This is a genomic window from Lysinibacillus sp. FSL M8-0337 (genome assembly GCF_038593855.1).
Taxonomy (GTDB): domain Bacteria; phylum Bacillota; class Bacilli; order Bacillales_A; family Planococcaceae; genus Lysinibacillus; species Lysinibacillus sphaericus_D.
Genome location: NZ_CP151996.1, coordinates 3,648,542 through 3,671,996 on the forward strand (window position 1 = coordinate 3,648,542; position 23,455 = coordinate 3,671,996).

Consider the following 23,455-nt stretch of genomic DNA (forward strand, 5'->3'; position numbering starts at 1 on the left):
CTTTATTTTGTTCAAACCATAATATGTTAGCGGTAAATAACCGGTATAACCTTTTTAACGTTTGTCTGTTTTCGAAGTAATCATATCGCCAATCCATTGGATGATAAATACGACTACTAAGATCAAAATAGTTGCCATTAATGTCACATCTTGGCGATTACGTTGGAAGCCATCTAAAAAGGCTAAGTTTCCTAGACCGCCAGCACCAATAATACCAGCCATCGCCGTATAGCCAACAAGGGCAACAGCCGTTACCGTAATCCCAGAAATAAGTGCTGGTAATGATTCTGGAATTAGTACTTTCCATATAATTGTGGACGTTTTAGCACCCATTGAGCGAGCTGCTTCTATAACGCCCTTATCAATTTCTCGTAGTGCAATTAATACCATTCGGGCATAGAATGGTGCTGCACCAATAATAAGTGCTGGTAAAGCTGCATCTGCTCCACGGATTGTCCCAAGTAAAAACTTTGTAAACGGTATTAGTAAAATAATTAACACGATAAATGGTATCGAACGGAATATATTGACGATCGACCCCGTTAAAAAGTTAACGATTTTATTTGCCCATAATTGGTTTGGGCTCGTTAAAAAGAGGATAATACCAATGGCTAAACCAAGTATGAATGTGATGACCGTTGAAATAGTGGTCATATAAAGTGTTTCGTATGTGGCAGACCACATTTTTTCCCAGTCGACATTCGGAAAGAGACTAGTTAGCATTTGCAATCACCTCCGTTTGTACTTCAACTGTATTCAAATAATTTAATGCAGCTGCTACATTTGTCTCTGAGCCATCAATTTGCACAACAAGTGTGCCGTATGCGCCGTTTTTAGTTTGTGAGATATTACCATGAACAATACTAATTTCTACATCAAACTGCTTCACTAAATGCGATATTACGGGTTGCTCGGTTTTTTCTCCTACAAAGACAAGTTTAACCAGTTGTCCTGTAGGATAATTTGCTCTAAGCTGTGCAACAGTCTCTTGCGTTTCCTTCGTATCAGTAATTTGAGAGACGAATTTTTTTGTAATAGCCGCTTGAGGTGCTTGGAACACTTGCAATACTTCTCCGCGTTCTACAATTTCTCCAGCCTCCATCACCGCCACGCGATGACAAATTTTGCGAATAACATGCATTTCATGCGTAATTAACACAATGGTTAAGCCTAATCGTTCATTAATATCAACAAGTAAATCGAGAATTGCATCTGTAGTTTCTGGATCAAGTGCAGATGTAGCTTCGTCACATAACAATACTTCAGGATTATTGGCAAGTGCTCGCGCTATACCAACCCGTTGCTTTTGACCACCTGATAGCTGTGATGGGTACGCTTTTTCGCGACCTTCTAAGCCAACGAGTGCAATTAGTTCTTTCACACGTGCTTCTCGCTCACGCTTAGAAACACCTGCAATTTCTAGTGGAAAGGCAATGTTTTCTGCCACTGTTCGAGACCAAAGTAAGTTAAAATGTTGGAAAATCATACTTACCTTTTGTCTAGCATCACGGAGCTTTTGCCCCTTAATAGATGAAAATTCTTGGTTGTTGACCTTCACTGTACCTGTCGTAGGTTTTTCTAAACCGTTTAATAAACGAATCATCGTACTTTTACCAGCACCACTGTAGCCGATAATGCCAAAAATTTCACCTTTGTTAATCGAAAGATTTACATCTTTGACAGCAGTCAATTCGCCATTTGCGGTTTTGTATTTCTTCGTAATATTTTGAAGCTGTATCATAGCGAATACTCCTTTTCTCATATAGAAAACCCCTTCTCTCAAGACAAGTAGAAGGGGTCACGTACTTTATACGCTAAACCGTTCTCTCATCTTTCAAAGATAAATCTTTGGGTGATTTGGCACCTTTTCACAAATGTGATGGTTGCCGGGCTTCATAGGGCACTTCCCTCCGCCGCTCTTTATAAGAGTTCGATATATTTAATAGTTTTTTAATATATTTGTTACTTTACCACGCTAGCAAAGTTCAGTCAATTGGTTTTTTTAACAATTCGTATAAAAATGGTACGGATTGAAAGGCATAAATCTTATCAATAACCTTTCCACCATCGCTAACGAGTAAACAAGGTACACTTTCAATTTGAAAATCAAAAGCTATTTGTTCTAGAAAATTGATGTTTGCCTTGCCTATTTTTACCTCTGGTAGTAACTGTTCAATGATATTCATCATTTTGGATGCAACGGCACAAGTTCCGCACATCGGTGTATATAAATAAAAGGCAGTTTTGTCTCCAGACTTTACAGCCGTTTCCCACTGCTCTTTTGACCATTCTTCCATGATTTCACGCAACCTTACAAAATATATTCATTATGGATTGAAAAATGTGCGCGCAATAAAATCGTCGCTAGCACTTTCCTCGGTGTTGTTTCTACTTCTTTATATGTTGGCATTGTCCGTAAATGCTCAGCCTCTGGATAATGTCTATCCATTAATGCTCGTAGTTTATCGCCCGATGTATCCGCATCAAAAAATGTATAGAGCTCACAGCCCTCATATGGGTCGAGTAATTCTTCTAATTGATGCACACCAATTGTACCATTTGTACAAAGGATTGTAACATCTTCACTCAGAATAGGTTCAATTTGAAGCTTATCCGAACGGCCTTCCACGATTAAACATTTCCCTTCGAACATAACGCCACCCCCATTTAGACAGTTATCTACTACAGCATACCATTTGAATAACCGAATTTCATACTATTGCATCGCAATTTCTGGCGTTTCCATGATAACTTATTGAGCTAGCAATTCCTATGATGCGCCGAAAAACTGTAGCATGATATAATAAAAAACGCCGGCAAATTTTCCGACGTTTTTCTATTACAGGCTTGTTTATTCTGCAATCAATTTTTCGTATTGCTCAGCTGTCATAAGGTTTTCAATCTCTGATGCATCAGCAGGCTCTACAACGATCATCCATGCTTTTTCATATGGTGATTCATTTACGAATTCTGGGCTATCTTCTAAGTCTGCATTTACTTCAACTACAGTACCTGAAATTGGTGCGTAAAGTTCAGAAACAGTTTTTACTGATTCTACACTTCCGAATGGATCATCTGTTTTAATTTCATCGCCAACTTGTGGAAGCTCAACGAAAACGATATCTCCTAGTTCTGATTGTGCGAAGTGAGAAATACCGATACGTACTTTACCATCTTCTAATTTTACCCATTCGTGTTCTTCAGAGTAACGTAAGTCTTTAGGTGTGCTCATGCCAAAAACCCCTCCATAAATATGTAATATATTCACTATCAGTGTGCCATACTTCTATCATAAAAACAAGGATAAAAGCAGTTATTTCCAAGCTTGCTCAAATTCTGTTTCTTTAAAACCTAACGTTACTTTTTTTCCATCTGTCACGATTGGTCGTTTCATTAGCATACCATCTGACGCAAGCAGTGTAAGTTGCTCATCTTCCGGCATTTCCGCCAATTTATCCTTCAATCCAAGTTCACGGTATTTCATGCCAGAAGTGTTAAAAAACTTCTTCAGTGGTAACCCGCTCGCTTGCCAATATTGCTTTAATTGTTCTTTCGTAGGTGCTTGTTCAACGATGTGTACCTCTTCGTATGAAACGCCATTGTCGTTTAACCACTTCTGTGCTTTTTTACAAGTTGTACATTTAGGATAATGGATAAATTGAATCATATTTGTAGGCTCCTCTACTATCATTTTCTGTAGTATACCATCATAACTAGTATGTGCCAAAATGAAACAATTATAATTGTTTGAGTGCCTGACACCAGTGGATTTCAGAATTGTTTCGGTGCCTGGCACTTCCGCGGGCAAATTGTGTAAGTGCCTGGCACCAAAACAGACTGTAGATTAAGGTATCTACAGTCTGTTCATAGCTAGTATTAGACGATGAATTTTTCAGCTTCGATAAGTTTAACTGAAGCTTCACGTTTTTTAGCAATAAGGTTATAAGGGTTGTTGCGAGTCAGTTTGCGAAGCGCTGACAATGTCATCCGTGCAGCATCTCCATCTGCTGAAGCAAGAATCGTATCCTTTGCCTCTTTTTCAATTTCTGCAAATGCTTCTTGGCAGAAAATTTGCGTGTAAAGTAATTTTTGTTGTGATTTTTCTGCACCCTCACGTGCAATCGCTTTGTCTGTACGTAACACAGCAGACTCCATAGCGAATAGTTGGTTTGCAATATTCGCGATATTTACCAATACTTCTTGCTCTTGGTCAAGCTTCGCACCGTAGCGTTGTGCTGCCATACCTGCTGCTAACACAGCGATCTTCTTAGCATTTTTCACAAGATATTTTTCTTGTGCTAGTGGTTCTGTACCTACTTCTTCTGGCATCATCATCAGCAATTCTTGTTGTAAATTTTGTGCAACTTGCAATAATGGCAATTCGCCTTTTAATGCTTTTTTCATAAATGTGCCAGGCACAATCATGCGGTTAATTTCATTTGTTCCTTCGAAAATGCGGTTAATTCGAGAGTCGCGATAAATGCGCTCTACCTCATATTCTGCCATAAAGCCATAGCCACCATGTAATTGTACCGCTTCATCAGCAATATAATCCAATGTTTCTGACCCAAACACTTTCGCAATCGAACATTCAATTGCATATTCTGCTATTGCATTGGCAATGACTTTCCCTTGCTTTTGTTCTTCAGGGCTTAATTGGCTTAGACGATCTTCGAATAATCCCACTGTACGATAATTTAATGATTCTGACGCATATAATTGAGACGCCATAGTCGATAGCTTTTCTTTTGTTAGGTTGAAATCAGAAAGCTTTGTTTTAAATTGTTGACGTTGGTTCGTATATTGAATCGCTAGCTCTAATGCACGTTTTGAGCCACCGATTGTACCGACACCTAATTTATAGCGACCGATATTTAAAATGTTAAAGGCAATGACGTGTCCACGACCTACTTCACCAAGCAGATTTTCAACAGGTACTTCTGCATCTTCAAGCACTAATGTACGAGTTGATGAAGATTTAATACCCATTTTCTTTTCTTCTGGCCCAACAGAAACACCATTATATGCACGTTCTACGATAAATGCCGAGAATTTATCGCCATCGATTTTTGCATACACTACAAATACGTCAGCAAATCCAGCATTTGTAATCCATTGTTTTTCACCATTTAAAACATAATGAGTACCAGCAGCATTTAGCTTGGCAGTCGTTTTAGCACCTAATGCATCTGAACCCGAACCTGGCTCTGTTAAAGCATACGCTGCAATTAACTCACCTGAAGCAAGCTTTGGTAAATACTTTTGCTTTTGCTCTTCGTTCCCAAAAAGCACGATTGGTAATGAACCAATCCCCACATGCGCACCATGTGTAATCGAGAAACCACCTGCTACAGACATTTTTTCTGCGATTAATGCCGAAGAAACTTTATCTAAACCAAGACCTTCATATTCTTCCGGTACATCCGCCGCTAATAGGCCTAGCTCACCAGCAGTTTTTAGTAAACGTACGGAATGTTCGAACTCATGATGTTCTAAGTTTTCAACGACAGGTAATACTTCATTCGCAACGTACTCTTCCGTTGTTTTGGCGATCATTTTTTGCTCATCTGTAAAATCTTCAGGTGTAAATACGCGATCTAACGCCACGTCCTCAATAATAAATCCGCCGCCTTTAATGATATCTGTAGTTTTTTCTGTCATGTCCAATTCCTCCTTATTTTTCGGTGCCAGGCACGCATACAATTCGCAATTCTTAAACAATTAATTTTTACACAATTTATAGAATCTCAAATACCCCAGCAGCGCCCATACCGCCGCCGATACACATTGTGACAACTCCGTATTTTTTACCTTGACGTTTCAGCTCATGAATAAGTTTTAATGTTAAAATTGCACCGGTTGCGCCAAGTGGATGTCCTAATGCAATTGCGCCACCATTGACATTAACCTTCTCTTGGTCGATGCCTAAATGACGTACAACTTGTAAAGACTGCGAAGCAAATGCTTCGTTAATTTCCCACAAATCGATATCCTCTATAGATAAACCTGCAATTTCAAGTGCTTTCGGTACTGCAACGATTGGACCGATGCCCATCACTTCTGGAGGAACACCGCCCACCGCAAAGCCTAAAAACTTCGCCATTGGTGTCATCCCTTGCTTTTCAGCTTCCTCACGATCCATCACCAAAACTGTTGCTGCACCATCAGAAGTTTGTGAAGCGTTACCTGCTGTCACACTACCTTTTACATGAAAGGCAGGACGAAGTTTCGCTAAACCTTCTACAGATGTGCCAGGGCGGACCCCCTCATCCATACTGAAAGTAAATTTTTTCACCTGTAGTTTATTATTAGCATCCACATAATGTTGTTCTACTTCAATTGGGACGATTTCATCATTAAATTTGCCTTCTTGAATTGCTTTTTCTGCAAGCACATGCGAGCGTACCGCAAATGCATCTTGATCTTCACGGCTAACATTATACTGTCGTGCGACTTCCTCGGCTGTATGTCCCATCCCCATATAATATTGAGGGGCTGTTTCAGCTAATGTTGGATTTAAGCGTGGTGTATTTCCTACCATTGGTACCATACTCATAGACTCAACACCGCCAGCAAGAATTGCCTTTGAATGACCAAGCATAATCCGTTCAGCTGCATACGCTATTGCCTGTAAACCCGATGAACAAAAACGGTTAATAGTCAAAGCAGGTGTCGTATCTGGCAGCCCTGCAAGCGCACCAATGCTACGTGCTACATTCATGCCTTGCTCTGCTTCAGGCATCGCACACCCTAAAATTAAGTCATCAATAGGACCTTCATAGCCCGCTCTTTTCAATGTCTCTTTGACAACTGCTGCTCCAAAATCATCTGGTCTTACTGTTGCTAATGAACCTTTTTTCGCTTTTCCAATAGGAGTTCGTGCTCCTGCTACAATAACGGCTTCACGCATCGTCTAAATCCCCCTTTGTTTCATGTGCAAATATAGTCATCTATCTAATTAGTTACGAAGTGGTTTGCCCTTTAACAACATATGTTGCATTCTTTGCTGCGATAGTGGATCTGCTACCAAACTTAAGAATGCTTCACGTTCTAAGTTTAATAGATATTGTTCATCTACTAATGTGCCGTATGGTACTTTTCCACCTGCGATAACATACGCTAACTTCTTGGCAATTTTTAAATCATGTTCACTGATGAAGCCTGATTCAAACATCCCTTGAGCACCGATTAGTAACGTACCGTAACCTGATGCACCGACAACAGGAACTTTTGTTGGCACCGGAGGTTGGTAGCCTGCCTCATAGAGTGCCAAAGCAGCCTGCTTTGCATCATAAATTTGGTGATCTGCATTGACTGAAATACCATCTGCAAAGTTTAGGAAGTTATTGTCTCGTGCTTCCTCACCTGAAGTTGATACTTTCGCCATGGCAATTGTTTCAAATACTTTATTGGCAATCTGTTGATAATCTACTTCCACACCATGCGGTAAACCTTTTAAGAATTTTTGGTAAAGTGCTTTGTTACCGCCACCCCCAGGAATTAAGCCAACACCGACTTCTACTAAGCCCATATAAGTTTCCATCGTCGCTTGGATATGTGCAGCAGGTAAGCATACTTCTGCGCCCCCACCTAATGTCATAGCGAACGGTGCAGCGACAACTGGTTTTCTTGAATATTTTATTTTTTGCATAGCATCTTGGAATGCTTTAATAACAAAATCTAATTCGAAAATGTTATCATCCTGTGCTTCTACTAAAATCATGCCTAAGTTCGCTCCGACACAGAAGTTTTTACCTTGGTTTCCGATTACCAAGCCTTTATAATTTGCTTCTACTTCGTCTATTGCGTAGTTAATCATTTGAATAATATCTAAACCGATGGCATTGGATTGGGAATGGAACTCTAGTAACGCAATACCGTCACCCAAATCTATTAGGCTAGCACCACTATTGGACTTAATAACACCATGTTTTTTCTTATAACGCTTTAAGTTAATTTCTTTTTCATTCACTGGAACTTTCACGTATTGTGAACCGTTATAATATGCTACATCACCGTCTATTTCTGAATAGAATGTAGTAAAGCCCTGTGCTAACATATCTTTCACAAATAGTGGAACTTCTCGACCTTCTGCCTCCATTTTCGCAACAGATTCTGTTACACCAATGGCATCCCAAATTTCAAATGGACCTTGCTGCCAGCCGAATCCCCACTTCATGGCATTGTCTATTGCGACGATATCATCAGCAATTTCACCATGTAACTGTGCAGAGTAAATTAGTGTAGGTGCAAAAATCCCCCATAATAGCTCACCTGTGCGGTCTTTCGCATATGTTAATGCTTTCACTTTGTTCGCTAATCCGCGCGTTTGTTTCGCCATTTCAATTGAAGGAGTTTGTAATTTTTTCGCGGGACTATATGCTAATGTAGTTGGATCAATTTCTAAAATTTCTTTCCCTTGCTTTTGGAAGAAACCTTGACCAGACTTTGCACCTAGCCAGCCGTTTGTCACCATTTTTTGTAGAAACTCAGGTACTGCAAATACTTGCTGTTCCTCTCCTGTCGTTTGGTCATATACATTTTTTGCCACATGAATAAATGTATCTAAGCCAACAACATCTAATGTACGGAAGGTAGCTGATTTTGGGCGACCAATGAGCGGCCCTGTCACTGAATCTACCTCTCCGACTGAATAACCACCTTGCATCATTTGCTGTAAAGTAATTAACAGACCGTATGTGCCGATGCGATTGGCAATAAAGTTTGGTGTATCCTTAGCCAATACAACACCTTTCCCAAGAATGTCCTCACCAAATTTTTTCATAAAGTCAACAACGTCTGGTGCAGTTGTCGTTGCCGGGATTACTTCAAGTAATTTTAAATAGCGTGGAGGGTTGAAGAAGTGTGTCCCTAAAAAATGTTGTTGGAAATCTTCTGAACGTCCTTCAGCCATCGCATTAATGCTAATGCCCGATGTATTAGAACTGATTATTGTACCTGGCGTACGAACAGCATCAATTTTTTCATACAAGCTTTGTTTAATCGCTAGATTTTCTACGACAACTTCAATAATCCAATCGACATCTTTCAGTTTGTCTAAATCGTCTTCAAAATTCCCCACCGTTAGAAGCGATAAGTTTTTCTTAGAAGTAAGTGGTGCTGGTTTTTGCTTTAATAACTTTTGAAGAGCTCCATTTACAAAGCGGTTTCTTACAGCTGGATGTGCTAACGTAAGCCCCTTTGCTTCCTCCTCTTTCGTTAGTTCCTTCGGTGCAATGTCTAATAATAATGTTGGAATACCGATGTTTGCTAAATGTGCTGCAATGCCAGAACCCATTACCCCAGAACCTAGAACAGCCGCTTTTTTAATGTTGTAAGTCACAAGCAATTCCCCCTTATTCTCCCATTGAATGAATGACCATTCATTTTTTGGTCAAAAAAAATCAAAATTGTGCTTCGGCGTTTTTGTGCATAGATTTTGGCCCATATAGCCTGAATGCGAAGTTTTCACACTAGCATCGCTCAAAATCTGTGACAGTCGCTAAACACTTATTTTCACTCAATTCACTTTCTTAAATTACGAGAAATGTCTTCCACTGAATGAAAATAAAACTACTTTTTCTGTTTTTAGTGTAGATTATTTTGTCTAAATTAGCAATCTTTTTTCTATAATTATTTTTGCGATATACAACTTTTTTTGTTTTTTACGAGCGAAAACAAGACAATAAGTAGCTTCCACATATCCCAAACAGATAACTTTCAGGTTGAAGAGAAAATGTGTAAAATGGAAAGCAAGGAGAGTGATTTACTAATGAAAACAATAACAACTGCAGAGCAATTTAATGAGCTTATTGCTGGTGAACAAAAAGTACTTGTAAAATTTTATGCTGGCTGGTGCCCAGATTGCACACGTATGAATATGTTCATCGATCCAATTATTGAAGAGTACAACCAATTTGATTGGTATGAGCTTAACCGTGACGAGCTACCTGAAATCGCTGATAAATACGATGTAATGGGTATTCCAAGTTTATTAATTTTCCAAAACGGTGAAAAATTAGCCCACTTACATAGTGCGAACGCTAAAACACCTCAACAAGTTACAGAGTTTTTAGCTGCTCAACAATAATACATCGTAACAAACGTAAAAATAGTATGCTGGGTATCCCTTGGCATACTATTTTTTCTTCTATATCAATCAAAAACAAACACCTTATTAAAAACACGTACATAATAAAGCGTATTTTGGAAGGGAGATAATAATGAAACAGCATTTGTCATTACAAGGCACATCACAATACGATACATCCATCGCAGCTCATTATCGTAACTCTGCCTGTGGACCGACAACAGTCCATGTCATCCTAAAGTACTTTGATCCTTTAGCTCCATCGGTAAATGACCTTTACCAAATCCTAGGTAGCACCAAAGTTGGTTTGTTTAAATGGCGTTTAATTACTAACCTTCGAAAGCTGTTACCAACATGGGATATACGCAATTGCACATTAAAAGAGGCGCTGCAAGAAATTGACGCAGGTCGCCCCGTAGCAATGCGCTTTGACCGTTATTTTAGCCTACAATGGTTTGATAAAAAATCAACCTTTGCCTACCATTGGGTACCACTTATTGGCTATGAAGTGCAAGCTGATAAGCTATTGTTAATTTTCCACGATAACGGAGGAAACAATCGCGACAGTCAAATCCGTAGTGCTCTATTTCATCAAAATAAAAACGTGTTACGCTTCGTTAAAATAGCGCCTAACTAAGGGCATACAATGAACGTGCTTGCTTCGCAATAAGTGTAAAGCCACGTTCCTCTATTGCATTAATTGTCTGGTGCTCATAGTTTGGTACTGCTAAATGGGCAAAGTCCGCTTCAATCTGTACATTCGTTTGTATCGTTGCAAGTTCGTGTGATAACTTCAACATATCCAGATTGTCTTTAATTTTGGTACGCTGACCAGGCTTTAAGTCCTCTAAGGAAGCGATCACATTATCAATCGAGCCATACATTTGTATAAGTGTCAGTGCCTGCTTAGGCCCAATTCCTTTAACTCCTGGGTAGCCATCACTCGTATCCCCCATAAACGCTTTTACTTGCGCAAATTGAATTGGCTCTATACCATATTCTTCTTTAAAGCGTGTATGTGTATAAAGATCATATTCAGTGTAACCTTTTTTTGTAAAAGCAATTTGCGTTGTCGGCGTGAGCAATTGTAATAAATCCTTATCCCCACTAATAACCGTAATATCAGCTTCATCCTGCCACTTCGTAATCATCGAGCCGATTACATCATCCGCCTCCATACCGACAACGCCAAAATTTTGCCATCCGATATGTTGAGCTAAATTTTTAGCCATATCAAATTGAGGAAGCATTTCCTCTGGCGGTGCTGGGCGGTTAGCTTTATAGCCATCATATAATTCATTGCGGAATGTTTGTGCCCCCATATCCCAGCAAATAGCTAAATGTGTTGGTTGCATAATAGATTGCGCCGTCAACACATGGCGCACAAATCCTTGCGCACCATTCGTTGGTGTGCCGTCCTTTAATCGAATAAAATGCCCCATTGCTGCTGATGCAAAAAAAGAACGAAATAACAACGCCATACCATCAACAATGAGTAATTTTGGTTTTGTAGTCATAATAAAAATCCTCTCTTATCTATTATTCTATTATAACAGTTTAAGGTGTCAGGCACCCAAACAATTTAGATGTGCCCGCAGAAAGCGTCCACCCGTAGCAAAACAGACTATGGAGTAGCTCCATAGCCTGCCTTTTCTTTCCTTGATATACGATTGCGATGATCCAATTGAATGCCAGTTAGCCATTGCAAAAATGCAGTAACCCCCGTTTTCACCGTTTCTAAGCGAAGTTCATTTTGTTTTGGATCAGGATAAATAAAGTCAATATGACGTACACCTTCATTTTCACCAATGAGCTTTAAAATATCAAATAATTCATAGGCCGTTAATCCACCAGGTGTAGCAGCAGGTACATCTGGGGCAAACGTAATATCCAATGCATCTAAATCCACGGATACATAAATTCTATCTACCTCATACATAAGCTGACGTAGCATTTCACGGATAGTCAACTGGATACCATCACGTCGCATCTGCTTTAACGTAATCATATGAATTCCTTGTTCACGAGCATAATAAATCATTTCTGGTGAATTAAAAAAGCCATGCAAGCCTACGTTATAAATATGTTTCCCTTCTACAACGCCTGATGCGATTAGTTGATGAATCGGTGAATTCATAGCTAAACCTATATCTTCTTGATTTCTTGCATCTAAATGCGTATCAAGTTGAATAATGCCAATTCGCTCATTCGGAAAAGCATTTTTAATCCCTCTTAATGAACAAGCCGTGATTGCATGGTCACCACCAATCAGGCAAGTGAAGCTTTTTTGATAAGCGATACTTAAGTTTTCAGCAGCTGCCTCAATAGCAGATTCCGAAAGCATACGATTGGTCGAGTCGATTGCCACGTCTCCAATATCAACAATTGCTAATGAACGCAAATCTACTTGTTCATCTAAATTATAGGATTGAAAGCTCGACCACGCTTTCCGAAAAGCAGTAGGATACTGTGCTTTTTTCATTGGATCGCTCGCATAAGATAATAAGGCGCCATAGACAATAATATCTACATCATTTGCATGTGGGTTTTGCTTTTGCTTAATCCACTGATGCATGCCTGAGCCGTTTTCTTGTTTCCATTGCCATTCAGGTTGGATAAACATCTTAACCTACCACCTTCACACCTTTTTTCCAAACCTTTTTCACATGATTTACACCAAAAATATAATGTAACTTTTGATGATTATGGACATCCCACAGCACTAAATCAGCTTGTTTTCCAATTTCGATAGAGCCTACGTAATCTTCAATTTGCAATGCACAAGCCGCATTATAGGTAGCAGCACATAAGCTTTCTGCCGGCGTCATTTTCATTGTGATGCATGCTAAGTTCATAACAAGTGGCAGCGAAATTGTTGGCGAAGAACCTGGATTACAATCAGTCGAAATCGCTACAGGTACACCTGCGTCAATAATAGCTCGGGCACGTGCTGGTTTTTCACCTAAATATAATGCTGTTGCTGGTAATAAGCATGCAATTACGCCCGATTTAGCAAGTTCTTCAATACCTTCATCCGACACTTTTAATAAATGCTCAGCAGAAATAGCACCTACTCTTGCCGCAACATGCGCACCTTGATTTTCTTCAATTTCATCGGCATGTATTTTAGGTATAAGCCCACGTGCCTTGCCAGCCAATAAAATACGTTCTGCTTGCTCGGGTGTAAAGACATCGACTTCACAAAATACATCAATGAATTTTGCAAGCTTTTCTTCCACCACCGCAGGAATCATCTCATTAATAACTAAGTTAACAAAGTGCTCTGGGTTTTCTCGATATTCTTCTGGTACTGCATGTGCGCCCATAAAGGTCGGCACAATGTCCATCGGATGCTTATTTTGCAATCGTTGCATAACCCGTAATTGTTTTAACTCGTTTTCTAAGTCTAAGCCATAGCCACTTTTACTTTCTAACGTCGTAACACCATGTTGTAAAAATAAGTCCAAGCGTCTCGTCGTCTGATTGAAAATATGTTCTTCTGTCAACGAGCGCATTTTTCGGGTTGTTGCATGGATGCCTCCCCCAGCATTCATAATGTCCATATAGCTCGCGCCTTCTAAACGCATCTCAAATTCATGTTCACGACTTCCACCAAAAACAACATGGGTATGGGGATCAATCAAACCGGGCGTGACAATTTTCCCTGTAGCATCCACAATCTCCGCTTCCTCTGCACGGGGTAAATATTTTAGTATCATTTCTCGTGTTGTACCAAGATCTTGAATCACACCATCTTCAAGCCAAACACTTCCGCCTTCAATAATAGCAAGCTCTCGCATTTCTTCTCGTACTCGCGGTCCTTTCTTGTCACTCGCAAGTGTTACTAATTGAGAAATATTTTGAATCCAAATTGGCTTTTGTTGCTTGTCCTTCATCCCTAACTCCCCTTTGTCTATGTATAACCCTGTCCGTTAAATGCACTTTTCATTACTATGATTCCTTCACTAAAATCGTGAACACGCATAGTCATTCTAAAGCAGTCCTATAGTAAGGTACTTACATCTTCGTCACGCCCCGCGCAATTCCCTCTTATTGTCTTAAAATTTCTATAAAACCTAACATCCAGCGAGTTAGTTTCAGCACGCTTAATGACCACGTAGAGTAGAGGCTAAATTTTGAACCAAGCCAAATAAAAAAGCAATAACACTCTATTCAGAAATGTTATTGCTTACATAGCATTGCTACCTCATACATGGAATAGCTTTGGAAATCATAGTCTCTTTGCAATTCTTGATAATATTGCAAAAGCTCCTCAAGCATCGCTAAATTTTTATCAATATGTCTTCCAAAATTATGCGGATGCCACCACAAATGATAAAAAGCCCCTTCCTTCGCAGCAGCAAGCATCCCTTCTTTGATTCGTTGTATCTTGCGATGCTCAAATGCACGTAAAATACTACTATAAGGCCTTAAAAATGCACTTGCTCGAACATTAATAAAGGCATCCTCTGTCATTTCTTCTAATCGGACCATATGATTGCCCGTTATATTAACATAGCTATCCAGCCATTTCATCGCACCTAATGATAGTCGATTTTTTGTTGTGAACTTTTTCGGATTGTATAAATCATGACGTTCATTTCCTCTATAGCAAACATATCCTGCTTGCTGACACGCCGCAAAATAGTTGTCGTTTACTTGATTACGTGGAAAAACAATCGACTTCATCGGTGCAATATATCCTTCACAAATCATGGCCATCGCTTGTAAATCCGATTCAAAATCCGATTCTATTTGTCCACTCTCTAAACAATAATAATGCGAAAACGTATGACTACCAATTTCCTGATAAGGTGTTTGAATAATTTGTTCTATTAACGATTTGCCAAAGTGTAAAAGATCTTCTTGCTCATTTTCACCTACTTTTGCAAGCTGTGAATGTGCGGCATATTTCATTTGCTCGTACTTCACTGGAATGCCTCGCAAGTAGTGCGCCATTTCTCCTTTCGATTCAGCAAATAATAAGCCTACAGTAGCCCATGTTGCATGAATTTCATATTCCTTAAACAGCATTAGAATTTTAGGTAGGGCCTGACGTACTCCATATAAGTTTTTATTATATTGCCCATGCCTAAATACATCATGGACACCCCAATTTAGCTCAAAGTCCAATGAAATAACAAAACCACCATGATTGACTTTGCTTGCTATTTTCTCCACTTTTGCACGCCCAATAACAACGCACTTATTCTCGAATGTGCGATGTAACCAGAATATACGTTTACAACTTGTCCACCAAAACTCAATTTAAATTGACGAACCGTTTCGATATCTGTTAGCTCACCCATATCATATAAAACGAACCCTTGCTGTTTTAAATACATGAAATTGTGCCATAACAAGAAACGATTCGCATAGCGCATAGGACGTTTTAAATGTGTAGGTAATGTGCAAGCATGACAGGTTGCTACATAATAGGACATCGCTTTTTGTGCATGGACAATATCCAGTCGATAGCATAAGGTTTGTCCACAAATACTTCGCACCTCTGACAATAACAAAGCATGTTGTTGATTTAACAGCATGATTGCTTCCATTTGAGGCTTATTTATTTGGTCGATTTTTTTCCTTTTGGCAAACTCATTATAAAACTGTTGAAATGCTCGTAAATTTTCCTCCGAAGGCTCTTTATATAAGAAAACTTGATAGGACTCTTCTTGTGCACGACGCAATAGTTTCCGAGTGTTTTTCGACAGTGCGCTCAACATCGTGTACTCATGATCTGTTAATCGAATATGAACCGCTTCACGCTTAATCAACTTACGACTTGGAACAAGTGAATGTGTGTGACAAACTAACTTCATCGGCTTTCTAGTATTTGCTAGCTTTTCTGCAAAGTAAATATGCTGCATCGCGATATTCCATCGCTTACTTCTAATGGATAGAATGAACATCGCCCCCACTCTCTGTGTAATTTTCTACATGATTGCGCTCATAACGAGCACATTTAAAATGCTTCATTCGAGAAATACGTTTATAGCCTATTTGTTGTAGACGTTTTCGCTTACGCCATTGCCAAAAACTTGCCGTTATCCACAGTGTTTTATCTGGTTTTACTTTTTGAATATATGCTGTGATAATGTCGATATTTTTATAGAGATCATAAGTTAAAAAATAGGTTTGCTTTGGCAACGGTTCAACAATTTGCAATGCATCCACACGTAAATTTTCCGTATGTAAAGCAAAAGCAGGCTTACTCGTTTGGGCAAAGGAATCTTTATAGATGGTATATCCCTTAGATAATAAGGAAATAAGCGCTTCCTGATCGATTTGTATCGCCTCTTGAATCGTCATTTCTTCAAACAACTCTCCTACTGGTTGCTGTGGTATTACCCGATCGTTTGGGGATAACTCGTACAATTCCACGCGCTTTAAACGAACAAACTTTTCAACGAATTGTTGTCCATATTCTAGCCAATCTTTCCCTTTCCCATACTTTACTAAATAGCGTAAATGACCAAGCGTATGACGTGTCCATTTGACAACGCGTTGATTACTGCGCAACATTTCCTTTATGCGTTCCTTCCATACTAATCGTCTAAATAATAACTTGGCACGCTTCGTGTTACTACTCACCGCTAGCCGCCTTGTAAAATCAATGCCAGAACGCCACGCTAATTTAGAGGGCTCATAACCAGCACTCATATCGTACAAAAGATAGTTTTCTGTAAAAATACGTTTTATTGTGGATTGATTCAGTAAGTGGTCTACTCCAAAACTTGTAAAGTTTGGCTCATAACCGCTTGCATACGTTACATAACGTCCCCGACAACAAATACCGTAATTAAAAGCGAGCCATTGATTGTCAAAAGCAAGAGCATCTACCTCTACTTGCATTGCTTCTCCTTTCAGGAGCATAAGCCTTTCAAAGAAATCTTTTTTCTTTCCTACCGTAAACCCACTAGTATCTATTTTTTTTACCCAACATCTATCGTATAACTGAAACAATCCTCTTAGGTCTTCTTGTACGGGGGATTTCTTGCGCAAATAGCCAAGTGTTCGCAGCTTATTTTTCCGAAGTTTGACATCATGCATTTTTTCTCTTTCCTTAAAATAGCTATCGAAATCAACTTCGCTAAAGGCGAGATACGGTGTGACATCTCGAAAAATACGAAGTTGTAATTGCTTTTCAACAAAATACTGTTCGATTACTTTGGATGATTCTTTACTTTCTAGTAATCCATGAAAAGAAAATAATACGTGGCGGTGCTTTTTCATAAGTTCATCAAATACGAACGTAATGGCAGAAAGTTGCCACTCTTTCCTTGCGACGATTCCTGTATAATGAGCTATTTTTTCACCTGTAAAAGCATATATGCGCACTCCCCAAAGCATTTTTACCGTAAATGGCAAAAACGCTATAATATCCTCATCCTTTTGAACAGCATATAGCTCCACTCGTTCTTTTCTTCCTATCGTAATCCACCAGTTATAAAACCATGCATATTCAATAAATGGATTATCATTTTGTTCATGCGCTAAAATGTCATCCCATATCTCCTTATAAAGCACAAGTTCATCGTCCGTTCGAATGCGAAGTAATTGCAATTTAATCACCCTTCTTAGCAAACTTTGAAATAGCTTGTTCATAAATATCGAGCGTCTTTTGATACATAGGCAAAAACGTAAAGTTTCGTAAAAAACGGCGTTCGCTTGCATCGCCCATTTTTACGCAAAGTGTTTTATCTGTTAAAAGCTGTTTTAGTTTTTTTATTAATAGACTCTGATTTTCATCGTCACGAGGAATTAAAAATCCATTTTCACCATCAGTCACTAACTCATTCACTCCACCAACATCCGTCGCAATAATGGGAAGCCCAGCTCTCATCGCTTCAATAATTGAAATAGGCAGGCCCTCCCAGTCGGATAACAAAACAAAAATTTGACTTTCAGCAAGTAATGTTGTGACATCCAATTGATTGCCTAAAAAGGTCACTCTCTCTGATAACCCTTTGTCTTTCACATAATTTTCTAATGGCAGACGTAAAGAACCATCCCCAATAAATTGAAGATGCCAAGGGATGTCACGTAACGCCAACAAAGCTTCTAGTAATTGATCCTGTCTTTTCGGTATCTCAAAGCGAGCAACCATAACAAGTTGAGGCTGCTCACTCCATACTCTATTTGGTGCCATTACGCTTTCTAAATGTTCTATACCATTGTGAATGGTCTGCATTTTATGAGCGGGTGCGATTCCCTTCGTTAGCGCTAACTTGCGATCATAATCAGAAACGGTAATAATTTTTGTTGTGAGTGGTTGGACAGTTTTTTCAAGCTGACGATACATTAATTGTTTTTTGGGCGGCACTCCCTCTGTAAAGCTCCAGCTATGCGCAGTAAAAATTGTTGGAATACGTAAAAGACGACCTGCAACACGTCCAATTGCACCCGCTTTAGAAGAATGTGCCGCAATTATGTCAGGCTGCATTTTTTTAAATGCTGCTCGTAATTGCCAAAGCGCTTGCATATCTTTTGTCAGATGAATTGCTCGCTGCATGGCTGGGATACTGATAACTTCAATTTGCGCCTCTTGTAAGCGCCATAATGATGCATCATAACTCCCTGTCACAATCGTCACTTCATGGGCATCTTGCTTTAATTTTATAGCAAGCGCCTCGACATGCTTTTGAGCGCCACCTACCTTATCCATACGTGTGATTAGTTGAACAATCTTCAGTATCCTCCACCTCCTGCTTTCAATAAGCACCTGTTCTAGCTAGCACGACATAAAGCGTTTTTACAACAATTTTTACATCCATCCAAAAAGTTACATGGTCCACATAGTGAATGTCATATGTGATTTTTTGTCCATGCGATATATTAGAGCGACCGTTAATTTGGGCAAGCCCTGTTAAACCTGGCTTTACTTCCAAACGACGTGCTTGTAATGCGCTATAGCTATTTGTAATTGCAGGAATTTCAGGCCTGGGCCCAACAATACTCATATCACCTTTTAATACGTTTAAAAGCTGTGGAATTTCATCAATACTTAACTTACGAAGGACTGCACCGATTTTTGTAATGCGCGTATCTTGGTCAGTTTTAAAATAGAAATCATCTGGTATACCATCTGTACATATCACAGGCATGTTGACAGGTGTTGCCTGTATGGACATGGTTCTTAATTTCCATATGATAAAACGTTGATGATCATATCCCGTTCGAATTTGTTTGAAAAAGATGGGGCGCCCTGTCGTAATGAGTAATAGGAGGAAAATAGCTATCATAAGAGGAATTGTTAAAAACAATAAAACAAGTGCCCCTACTATATCAAAAATTCGTTTTCCATACTGACCGTAAAATGTGAGTGTCTCGGCTGTCTGTACGTGCAATACATCACCCTTTTTTATTTTTTTAGTGCTTAACTTTATATATTCATTTCGCCCATTTATAGAACTATTTCAGTCCAAGTAAATACTATGTAAAAATGACAAAAGGAATTACGCTAGAAAAACTTCTAGCATAATTCCTTTCATCATTAAATCTTTGAGGTGGATGGTTGACCATCAGACGAATGATCAATTTGTAGGTGACATTCAATTAGCACATTTCCTTTTAAAGCTTTACTAATCATACAAGTTTGTTCTGCTTTATGTGCTAATCGATTAATACGTCTTTCCTCACGCTCCGTGAGATGAGCTACTTTGACATTCGGTTTGTGGATAATTTTTTCATATGTAAAAACACCATCCGTTACATCGACAAATCCTTCTGCCTCCATTGATAATGCCACGACAGGAATTTTAGAATTTTCAAGTAAAGCAGCAAATGTAATTAAATAACAAGTTGCGGAAGCACCCAATAACATCTCATCCGGATTTGTTCCTATTCCTGGCCCATTCATTTCCCGAGGAATAGATACATTTGTTTTCAAATGAGCGGCTGATAAATTGCCTGTACCATTTCTTCCTTGTGACCAAGATAAATTCATACTAAACTGATGTTGCATATTGAATTTGCCCCCTTCAACTCTAAAACTTTAAATTATAATACAATGTTGAAAATGCCCATCCTGCCATATGAATGAATAACAGAATCCCTAATACTTGGGCAGTAGAAAACTGCGTACCAAGAATCACTAAAAGGAGTAGCAGATAAATGGAGATAATCGTTATTTTCCAACCAGTCGCCAGTGAATGAACTGTAATTTTTTCATATCTTTCATCTAGCCCATTTTTACGTGCAGCCATTCTACGTCCCCACCATAGTCCAAAAAGACCACCTGAAAGTCCTAATACAATACCAAGTAAGCCTAGCATTTGTTCCAAAGTCATCATTCATCACTACCTTCCTCAAAAATAAATACCTCTTCAATACTTAGTTGAAATGATTTTGCAATCTTATACGCCAGTTCTAAAGACGGATTATAACGACCATTCTCTATCGAAATAATCGTTTGTCTAGAAACACCTAATTTTTCGGATAGCTGTTCCTGTGTCCACCCAAAGGAAGCCCTTAGCTCCTTTATGCGTTGTTCCATTTTTCACCACCCCTATGTAAAGCTTACTTTACGTAAAGTGTACTTTACTTTCTTTATTTTGTAAAGCATCCTTTACATATCTTCCTTGAATTGCTTGCATTTTTCATTCCTACGGTTATTGCAACAAGCATTCGAAAACAGCATTCCTAATTTTATGGTAAAATAGAAAAAACATTTTTTTAGGAGAATTAATAATGACTTTAACAAAGCAACAAGCACTACAAGCACTAAATAAAAACAAATTTATCGGTTTTACGATTACGACAGGAAACATTATTATGAAAAAGGTAAATAAAACTGACTATAATATTTTTGTCTATGAAGAAGGTAGCGACAAACCATTACATTATGTAGGCTCCATTATGAACGTAATGGCAACGATGAGCGATAAAGCTTCAAATAAAGATTTTATTGTCGTTGAACAACTTCCAGAGGAAAAGGAACCCGAAGCGCCTGCTCAAGAACAAAAACCTGTTGACAAAGCAGTTATTAAAACAACTAATTTAGATGAAGAAAGCCGTGCAATTGCAGGCTATGAAGGACTCTATGAAATAACAGCAAGCGGGCGCATTATAACAGTGCGAGAAAATCGTCCACTCGCTCGTTGTAATGACGAATACGGTTTCCATATTGTCCGCCTAACAAAAGACGGCACAGCGTCCAATCATAATGTCTTCGAACTATGGAAGCAGACATTCCCAGAGCTTGAACAAACACACTTTAAAGGTGCCTTAAAAGCGAAATACGGCACAGGCTGTAAGCTAATTGACAAACCTGGCATTCACTTTTAATTTGATTTTTGCTAATGCACTACGTTAACAAAATATCACCTGCATGATAGCATGACAGTTACAATTAAAATTAGACAAGCTAAAAAATCCTTAGCATCCATAAAAGGTGCTAAGGATTTTTTGTTATATAAGTAAAGAAAGTATGGCGAGATGCCAAATATGTTCTAATGTATGCCCTTGTTTTAAAAAATACTTTCCCCACTTATCCTGTTGACGATATATTTTTTTCCATTTTAAAAATTGAGTTATCCATACACGTTCTACCTTTTGAAATCCTAATGCTGACAACTTCTTACGTTTCCGCCATTCAAACCAATTGGCAGACGTACAAATTGCTCGCCCTTCTCGTTGCACTTCCCCGACTATTATTGGGAGATTCGGTAGTTCATAATTTTTAATATATGTAGTATTCGGTGGCAACTCCTGTATAAATCCAATTGCTTCCTCATGAATCAATTGATCATGTCGCAAATAAGCGATTTCCTGTTTGGTTTGTCCGTACAGTTTATAGCCTTTAAAATAATGTATAAGAAGCTCGGAACGCTTATCGTGTTCCAGCACGGATTGGATATAGATTTCGTGAAAGTTCGATTTGTTATGACCTCGTTTTGTCTGTAAATAATAAATATGAAATAGCCGTCCACTAAACACCCTACATTTTAGCATTGAAAACCACTCGTGCAAAGTTGCCTTTGTCAACCAGTATCGCACTTCTCCTAATGTATTGCGTTTCCATTCAACAATTCTGCGATTTGCTTTTACTATTGTTAAAACCGTTTCATAGAGCACCAATGCATTTCGAAAAAGTCGTTCCCTAATTCCTGTCGTACTCATAATGAATTTTCTTGTAAAATCTAAATGAGTATACCATTCAAACTTATAAGGTTCGTAGCCACTGCCAAAATCGTAAAGATGTAAGTTTGTACTATGTGCTTGCAGCATATTTTCCTTCTCAATCAATCGTCCAGGTCCGAACATATTGAAATCCGGCTCATGCCCCATTGTGTGACAAAAGTTTCTACCTCGACAGCAAATATCTACTGTAAAGCCAATCCAAATATTTTCAAATTGCAAACGATGAACTTGTAAACCCAATACTGCATCTTGTTGTTTTGCAAGCTGTTCAATAAATGTCCGCGTCCGCTCTTTTGTAAATCCACTCGTATCTACTTTCTTTTGCCATCTTCTTTCGAACAACTGAAACATAGTATCTAAATTTCCATCCTCAACTTTTTGAAACATAAGTTGACCATATGCTTTTAATCGTTTCTCTCGACGATGAATACTTTTAAATTTACGCTTATGCTTCTTTAAAAAATCCGATAATTCAATTGCTCTAAAATCTATATAAGGTGTGACCACACGAAAAATTGAATGAGGCAATTGCCGTTCTAAAGTATACTTTTCTAAAATCTGAGAAGTATCCTTACTTTCCAGCAAACCATGGAACAAGAAAAGAACCCGTTTATATTGGTTTGTCAGTTCTTTTAATAAATATTGCACCACTCGCTCTTTCCAAATTTTCTCGGAAATCACCTCCATATAAGAAGCAAGTCCTTGTCCTAAAAAGCTAAATTGATGAATGCCACCAAATCGAATAGCATGAACAAATGGAAAAAACGCAATCGGCTCTCCACTATGCTCAACTACGTAAATTTCCACATTTTCTTCGCACCCAAGTATCGTCCACCACGTCGACACCCAACCATACTCTATAAATGGATTATCGTTTTTTTCACGTTCAAGTATTTCAGACCAAGTTTCCTTATACGACTCAAGCTCGTCAATCGTTGTCACGAGTCTATACTCTAGCACGTGTGTAGTCACTCCTTTTTGCCTTCAATAACAAAGCATCACGTTCTTTGCCAAACGCTTATTTTCTAGTGTTACACTTCGCATCCTATTTCAGCACTTAGTAGCCACTATATTCATATAAGAACAAAATTAGAACAACTAGCACGGTCCTTGACCATAATCCAATGAATGAAAGAGACTGGGACAAAAGCGAAAAAGTGTTAGATTAACTACAATCAATCTAACACTTTTTGCTATGTCGTTGATGGCTGTTACCGT

The 23,455-nt window shown here is 38.7% G+C and carries 24 protein-coding genes and 1 riboswitch; of the genes, 3 read left to right on the forward strand and 21 right to left on the reverse strand.

Annotated elements, in window-relative coordinates; translation table 11 throughout:
- Positions 1–54: 54 nt before the first annotated feature.
- The 9 genes from MKY08_RS17830 to MKY08_RS17870 all read right to left on the reverse strand — a co-directional run bounded on the left by MKY08_RS17830 (position 55) and on the right by MKY08_RS17870 (position 9,343).
- The gene (locus MKY08_RS17830; protein WP_069509329.1) at positions 55–723 is read right to left on the reverse strand and encodes a methionine ABC transporter permease; all 669 of its coding nucleotides are present in this window, start codon (positions 721–723) and stop codon (positions 55–57) included.
- Positions 713–1,741: a methionine ABC transporter ATP-binding protein gene (locus tag MKY08_RS17835; RefSeq protein ID WP_069509332.1), complete on the reverse strand. Its 1,029-nt coding sequence runs from the start codon at positions 1,739–1,741 to the stop codon at positions 713–715. The genes MKY08_RS17830 and MKY08_RS17835 overlap by 11 nt, the downstream gene beginning before the upstream one ends.
- An 83-nt stretch (positions 1,742–1,824) precedes the next feature.
- A riboswitch (SAM riboswitch) is annotated at positions 1,825–1,929 on the reverse strand.
- A 56-nt stretch (positions 1,930–1,985) separates the two neighbouring features.
- Positions 1,986–2,297, reverse strand: a complete 312-nt coding sequence (locus MKY08_RS17840) for a thioredoxin family protein (RefSeq protein WP_069509335.1) — start codon at positions 2,295–2,297, stop codon at positions 1,986–1,988.
- Positions 2,298–2,311: 14 nt separating this feature from the next.
- A complete protein-coding gene (locus tag MKY08_RS17845) occupies positions 2,312–2,653 on the reverse strand; it encodes a hypothetical protein (protein ID WP_024362697.1) in 342 nt (113 codons plus the stop codon).
- Positions 2,654–2,851: 198 nt separating this feature from the next.
- Positions 2,852–3,232, reverse strand: coding sequence for a glycine cleavage system protein GcvH (gene gcvH, locus MKY08_RS17850; protein ID WP_024362696.1), 381 nt, complete (start codon positions 3,230–3,232; stop codon positions 2,852–2,854).
- An 81-nt stretch (positions 3,233–3,313) separates the two neighbouring features.
- Positions 3,314–3,667 carry an arsenate reductase family protein gene (locus MKY08_RS17855; protein WP_069509339.1) on the reverse strand — a complete coding sequence of 118 codons (354 nt, stop codon included), beginning with the start codon at positions 3,665–3,667 and terminating at the stop codon, positions 3,314–3,316.
- 209 nt (positions 3,668–3,876) lie between these two features.
- Complete coding sequence (locus MKY08_RS17860) at positions 3,877–5,661, reverse strand: acyl-CoA dehydrogenase family protein (protein ID WP_069509342.1); 1,785 nt, start codon at positions 5,659–5,661, stop codon at positions 3,877–3,879.
- Positions 5,662–5,737: 76 nt separating this feature from the next.
- The gene (locus MKY08_RS17865; RefSeq protein WP_069509344.1) at positions 5,738–6,910 is read right to left on the reverse strand and encodes an acetyl-CoA C-acetyltransferase; all 1,173 of its coding nucleotides are present in this window, start codon (positions 6,908–6,910) and stop codon (positions 5,738–5,740) included.
- Between the two features lie 48 nt (positions 6,911–6,958).
- On the reverse strand, positions 6,959–9,343 hold the full coding sequence (locus MKY08_RS17870) for a 3-hydroxyacyl-CoA dehydrogenase/enoyl-CoA hydratase family protein (protein WP_069509347.1): 2,385 nt from the start codon (positions 9,341–9,343) through the stop codon (positions 6,959–6,961).
- Between the two features lie 402 nt (positions 9,344–9,745).
- Between MKY08_RS17870 and MKY08_RS17875 the strand changes: the two genes are divergently transcribed.
- Positions 9,746–10,090: a thioredoxin family protein gene (locus MKY08_RS17875; protein ID WP_081327870.1), complete on the forward strand. Its 345-nt coding sequence runs from the start codon at positions 9,746–9,748 to the stop codon at positions 10,088–10,090.
- Positions 10,091–10,223: 133 nt separating this feature from the next.
- Positions 10,224–10,727, forward strand: coding sequence for a C39 family peptidase (locus MKY08_RS17880; protein ID WP_069509353.1), 504 nt, complete (start codon positions 10,224–10,226; stop codon positions 10,725–10,727).
- Here the strand turns inward: MKY08_RS17880 and MKY08_RS17885 are convergent.
- The 11 genes from MKY08_RS17885 to MKY08_RS17935 all read right to left on the reverse strand — a co-directional run bounded on the left by MKY08_RS17885 (position 10,720) and on the right by MKY08_RS17935 (position 20,591).
- A complete protein-coding gene (locus tag MKY08_RS17885; RefSeq protein WP_069509357.1) occupies positions 10,720–11,607 on the reverse strand; it encodes a 5'-3' exonuclease in 888 nt (295 codons plus the stop codon). The two genes, MKY08_RS17880 and MKY08_RS17885, sit on opposite strands and share 8 nt — an antisense overlap.
- Before the next feature lie 107 nt (positions 11,608–11,714).
- Positions 11,715–12,713: an agmatinase family protein gene (locus tag MKY08_RS17890; protein WP_069509360.1), complete on the reverse strand. Its 999-nt coding sequence runs from the start codon at positions 12,711–12,713 to the stop codon at positions 11,715–11,717.
- Position 12,714: 1 nt separating this feature from the next.
- Entirely contained in the window at positions 12,715–13,986 is a 1,272-nt protein-coding gene (gene hutI, locus MKY08_RS17895; protein ID WP_069509363.1) for an imidazolonepropionase, read from the reverse strand.
- A gap of 286 nt (positions 13,987–14,272) precedes the next feature.
- On the reverse strand, positions 14,273–15,271 hold the full coding sequence (locus MKY08_RS17900; RefSeq protein ID WP_256093125.1) for a polysaccharide deacetylase family protein: 999 nt from the start codon (positions 15,269–15,271) through the stop codon (positions 14,273–14,275).
- The gene (locus tag MKY08_RS17905) at positions 15,259–16,005 is read right to left on the reverse strand and encodes a hypothetical protein (protein WP_256093126.1); all 747 of its coding nucleotides are present in this window, start codon (positions 16,003–16,005) and stop codon (positions 15,259–15,261) included. Before MKY08_RS17905 ends, MKY08_RS17900 begins: the two co-directional genes overlap by 13 nt.
- Positions 15,986–17,659, reverse strand: coding sequence for a GNAT family N-acetyltransferase (locus MKY08_RS17910; protein WP_069509366.1), 1,674 nt, complete (start codon positions 17,657–17,659; stop codon positions 15,986–15,988). The genes MKY08_RS17905 and MKY08_RS17910 overlap by 20 nt, the downstream gene beginning before the upstream one ends.
- A 1-nt stretch (position 17,660) precedes the next feature.
- The gene (locus tag MKY08_RS17915) at positions 17,661–18,761 is read right to left on the reverse strand and encodes a glycosyltransferase family 4 protein (RefSeq protein ID WP_069509369.1); all 1,101 of its coding nucleotides are present in this window, start codon (positions 18,759–18,761) and stop codon (positions 17,661–17,663) included.
- A gap of 46 nt (positions 18,762–18,807) precedes the next feature.
- Positions 18,808–19,443, reverse strand: coding sequence for a sugar transferase (locus tag MKY08_RS17920; protein ID WP_069509372.1), 636 nt, complete (start codon positions 19,441–19,443; stop codon positions 18,808–18,810).
- A 146-nt stretch (positions 19,444–19,589) separates the two neighbouring features.
- Positions 19,590–20,060, reverse strand: a complete 471-nt coding sequence (locus tag MKY08_RS17925) for an SACOL1771 family peroxiredoxin (RefSeq protein WP_069509375.1) — start codon at positions 20,058–20,060, stop codon at positions 19,590–19,592.
- A 22-nt stretch (positions 20,061–20,082) separates the two neighbouring features.
- Positions 20,083–20,388, reverse strand: a complete 306-nt coding sequence (locus tag MKY08_RS17930; RefSeq protein ID WP_256093127.1) for a hypothetical protein — start codon at positions 20,386–20,388, stop codon at positions 20,083–20,085.
- The gene (locus MKY08_RS17935) at positions 20,385–20,591 is read right to left on the reverse strand and encodes a helix-turn-helix transcriptional regulator (RefSeq protein WP_024364213.1); all 207 of its coding nucleotides are present in this window, start codon (positions 20,589–20,591) and stop codon (positions 20,385–20,387) included. Before MKY08_RS17935 ends, MKY08_RS17930 begins: the two co-directional genes overlap by 4 nt.
- 194 nt (positions 20,592–20,785) lie before the next feature.
- Here MKY08_RS17935 and MKY08_RS17940 point away from each other — a divergent pair, with 194 nt between their 5' ends.
- Positions 20,786–21,382 (forward strand): NUMOD4 domain-containing protein, encoded by a 597-nt coding sequence (locus MKY08_RS17940; RefSeq protein ID WP_069509378.1) that lies wholly within the window; start codon positions 20,786–20,788, stop codon positions 21,380–21,382.
- A 123-nt stretch (positions 21,383–21,505) separates the two neighbouring features.
- Here the strand turns inward: MKY08_RS17940 and MKY08_RS17945 are convergent, their stop codons facing one another.
- The gene (locus MKY08_RS17945; RefSeq protein WP_069509382.1) at positions 21,506–23,197 is read right to left on the reverse strand and encodes a GNAT family N-acetyltransferase; all 1,692 of its coding nucleotides are present in this window, start codon (positions 23,195–23,197) and stop codon (positions 21,506–21,508) included.
- Positions 23,198–23,455 lie beyond the last annotated feature (258 nt).

Coding starts and splice junctions, on each gene's coding strand:
- MKY08_RS17830 (WP_069509329.1), bottom strand. CDS start 723: ATGCTAACTAGTCTCTTTCCGAATGTCGACTGGGAAAAAATGTGGTCT.
- MKY08_RS17835 (WP_069509332.1), bottom strand. CDS start 1,741: ATGATACAGCTTCAAAATATTACGAAGAAATACAAAACCGCAAATGGC.
- MKY08_RS17840 (WP_069509335.1), bottom strand. CDS start 2,297: ATGGAAGAATGGTCAAAAGAGCAGTGGGAAACGGCTGTAAAGTCTGGA.
- MKY08_RS17845 (WP_024362697.1), bottom strand. CDS start 2,653: ATGTTCGAAGGGAAATGTTTAATCGTGGAAGGCCGTTCGGATAAGCTT.
- gcvH (WP_024362696.1), bottom strand. CDS start 3,232: ATGAGCACACCTAAAGACTTACGTTACTCTGAAGAACACGAATGGGTA.
- MKY08_RS17855 (WP_069509339.1), bottom strand. CDS start 3,667: ATGATTCAATTTATCCATTATCCTAAATGTACAACTTGTAAAAAAGCA.
- MKY08_RS17860 (WP_069509342.1), bottom strand. CDS start 5,661: ATGACAGAAAAAACTACAGATATCATTAAAGGCGGCGGATTTATTATT.
- MKY08_RS17865 (WP_069509344.1), bottom strand. CDS start 6,910: ATGCGTGAAGCCGTTATTGTAGCAGGAGCACGAACTCCTATTGGAAAA.
- MKY08_RS17875 (WP_081327870.1), top strand. CDS start 9,746: ATGGAAAGCAAGGAGAGTGATTTACTAATGAAAACAATAACAACTGCA.
- MKY08_RS17880 (WP_069509353.1), top strand. CDS start 10,224: ATGAAACAGCATTTGTCATTACAAGGCACATCACAATACGATACATCC.
- MKY08_RS17885 (WP_069509357.1), bottom strand. CDS start 11,607: ATGACTACAAAACCAAAATTACTCATTGTTGATGGTATGGCGTTGTTA.
- MKY08_RS17890 (WP_069509360.1), bottom strand. CDS start 12,713: ATGTTTATCCAACCTGAATGGCAATGGAAACAAGAAAACGGCTCAGGC.
- hutI (WP_069509363.1), bottom strand. CDS start 13,986: ATGAAGGACAAGCAACAAAAGCCAATTTGGATTCAAAATATTTCTCAA.
- MKY08_RS17905 (WP_256093126.1), bottom strand. CDS start 16,005: ATGTTCATTCTATCCATTAGAAGTAAGCGATGGAATATCGCGATGCAG.
- MKY08_RS17915 (WP_069509369.1), bottom strand. CDS start 18,761: ATGGATAAGGTAGGTGGCGCTCAAAAGCATGTCGAGGCGCTTGCTATA.
- MKY08_RS17925 (WP_069509375.1), bottom strand. CDS start 20,060: ATGCAACATCAGTTTAGTATGAATTTATCTTGGTCACAAGGAAGAAAT.
- MKY08_RS17930 (WP_256093127.1), bottom strand. CDS start 20,388: ATGATGACTTTGGAACAAATGCTAGGCTTACTTGGTATTGTATTAGGA.
- MKY08_RS17935 (WP_024364213.1), bottom strand. CDS start 20,591: ATGGAACAACGCATAAAGGAGCTAAGGGCTTCCTTTGGGTGGACACAG.
- MKY08_RS17940 (WP_069509378.1), top strand. CDS start 20,786: ATGACTTTAACAAAGCAACAAGCACTACAAGCACTAAATAAAAACAAA.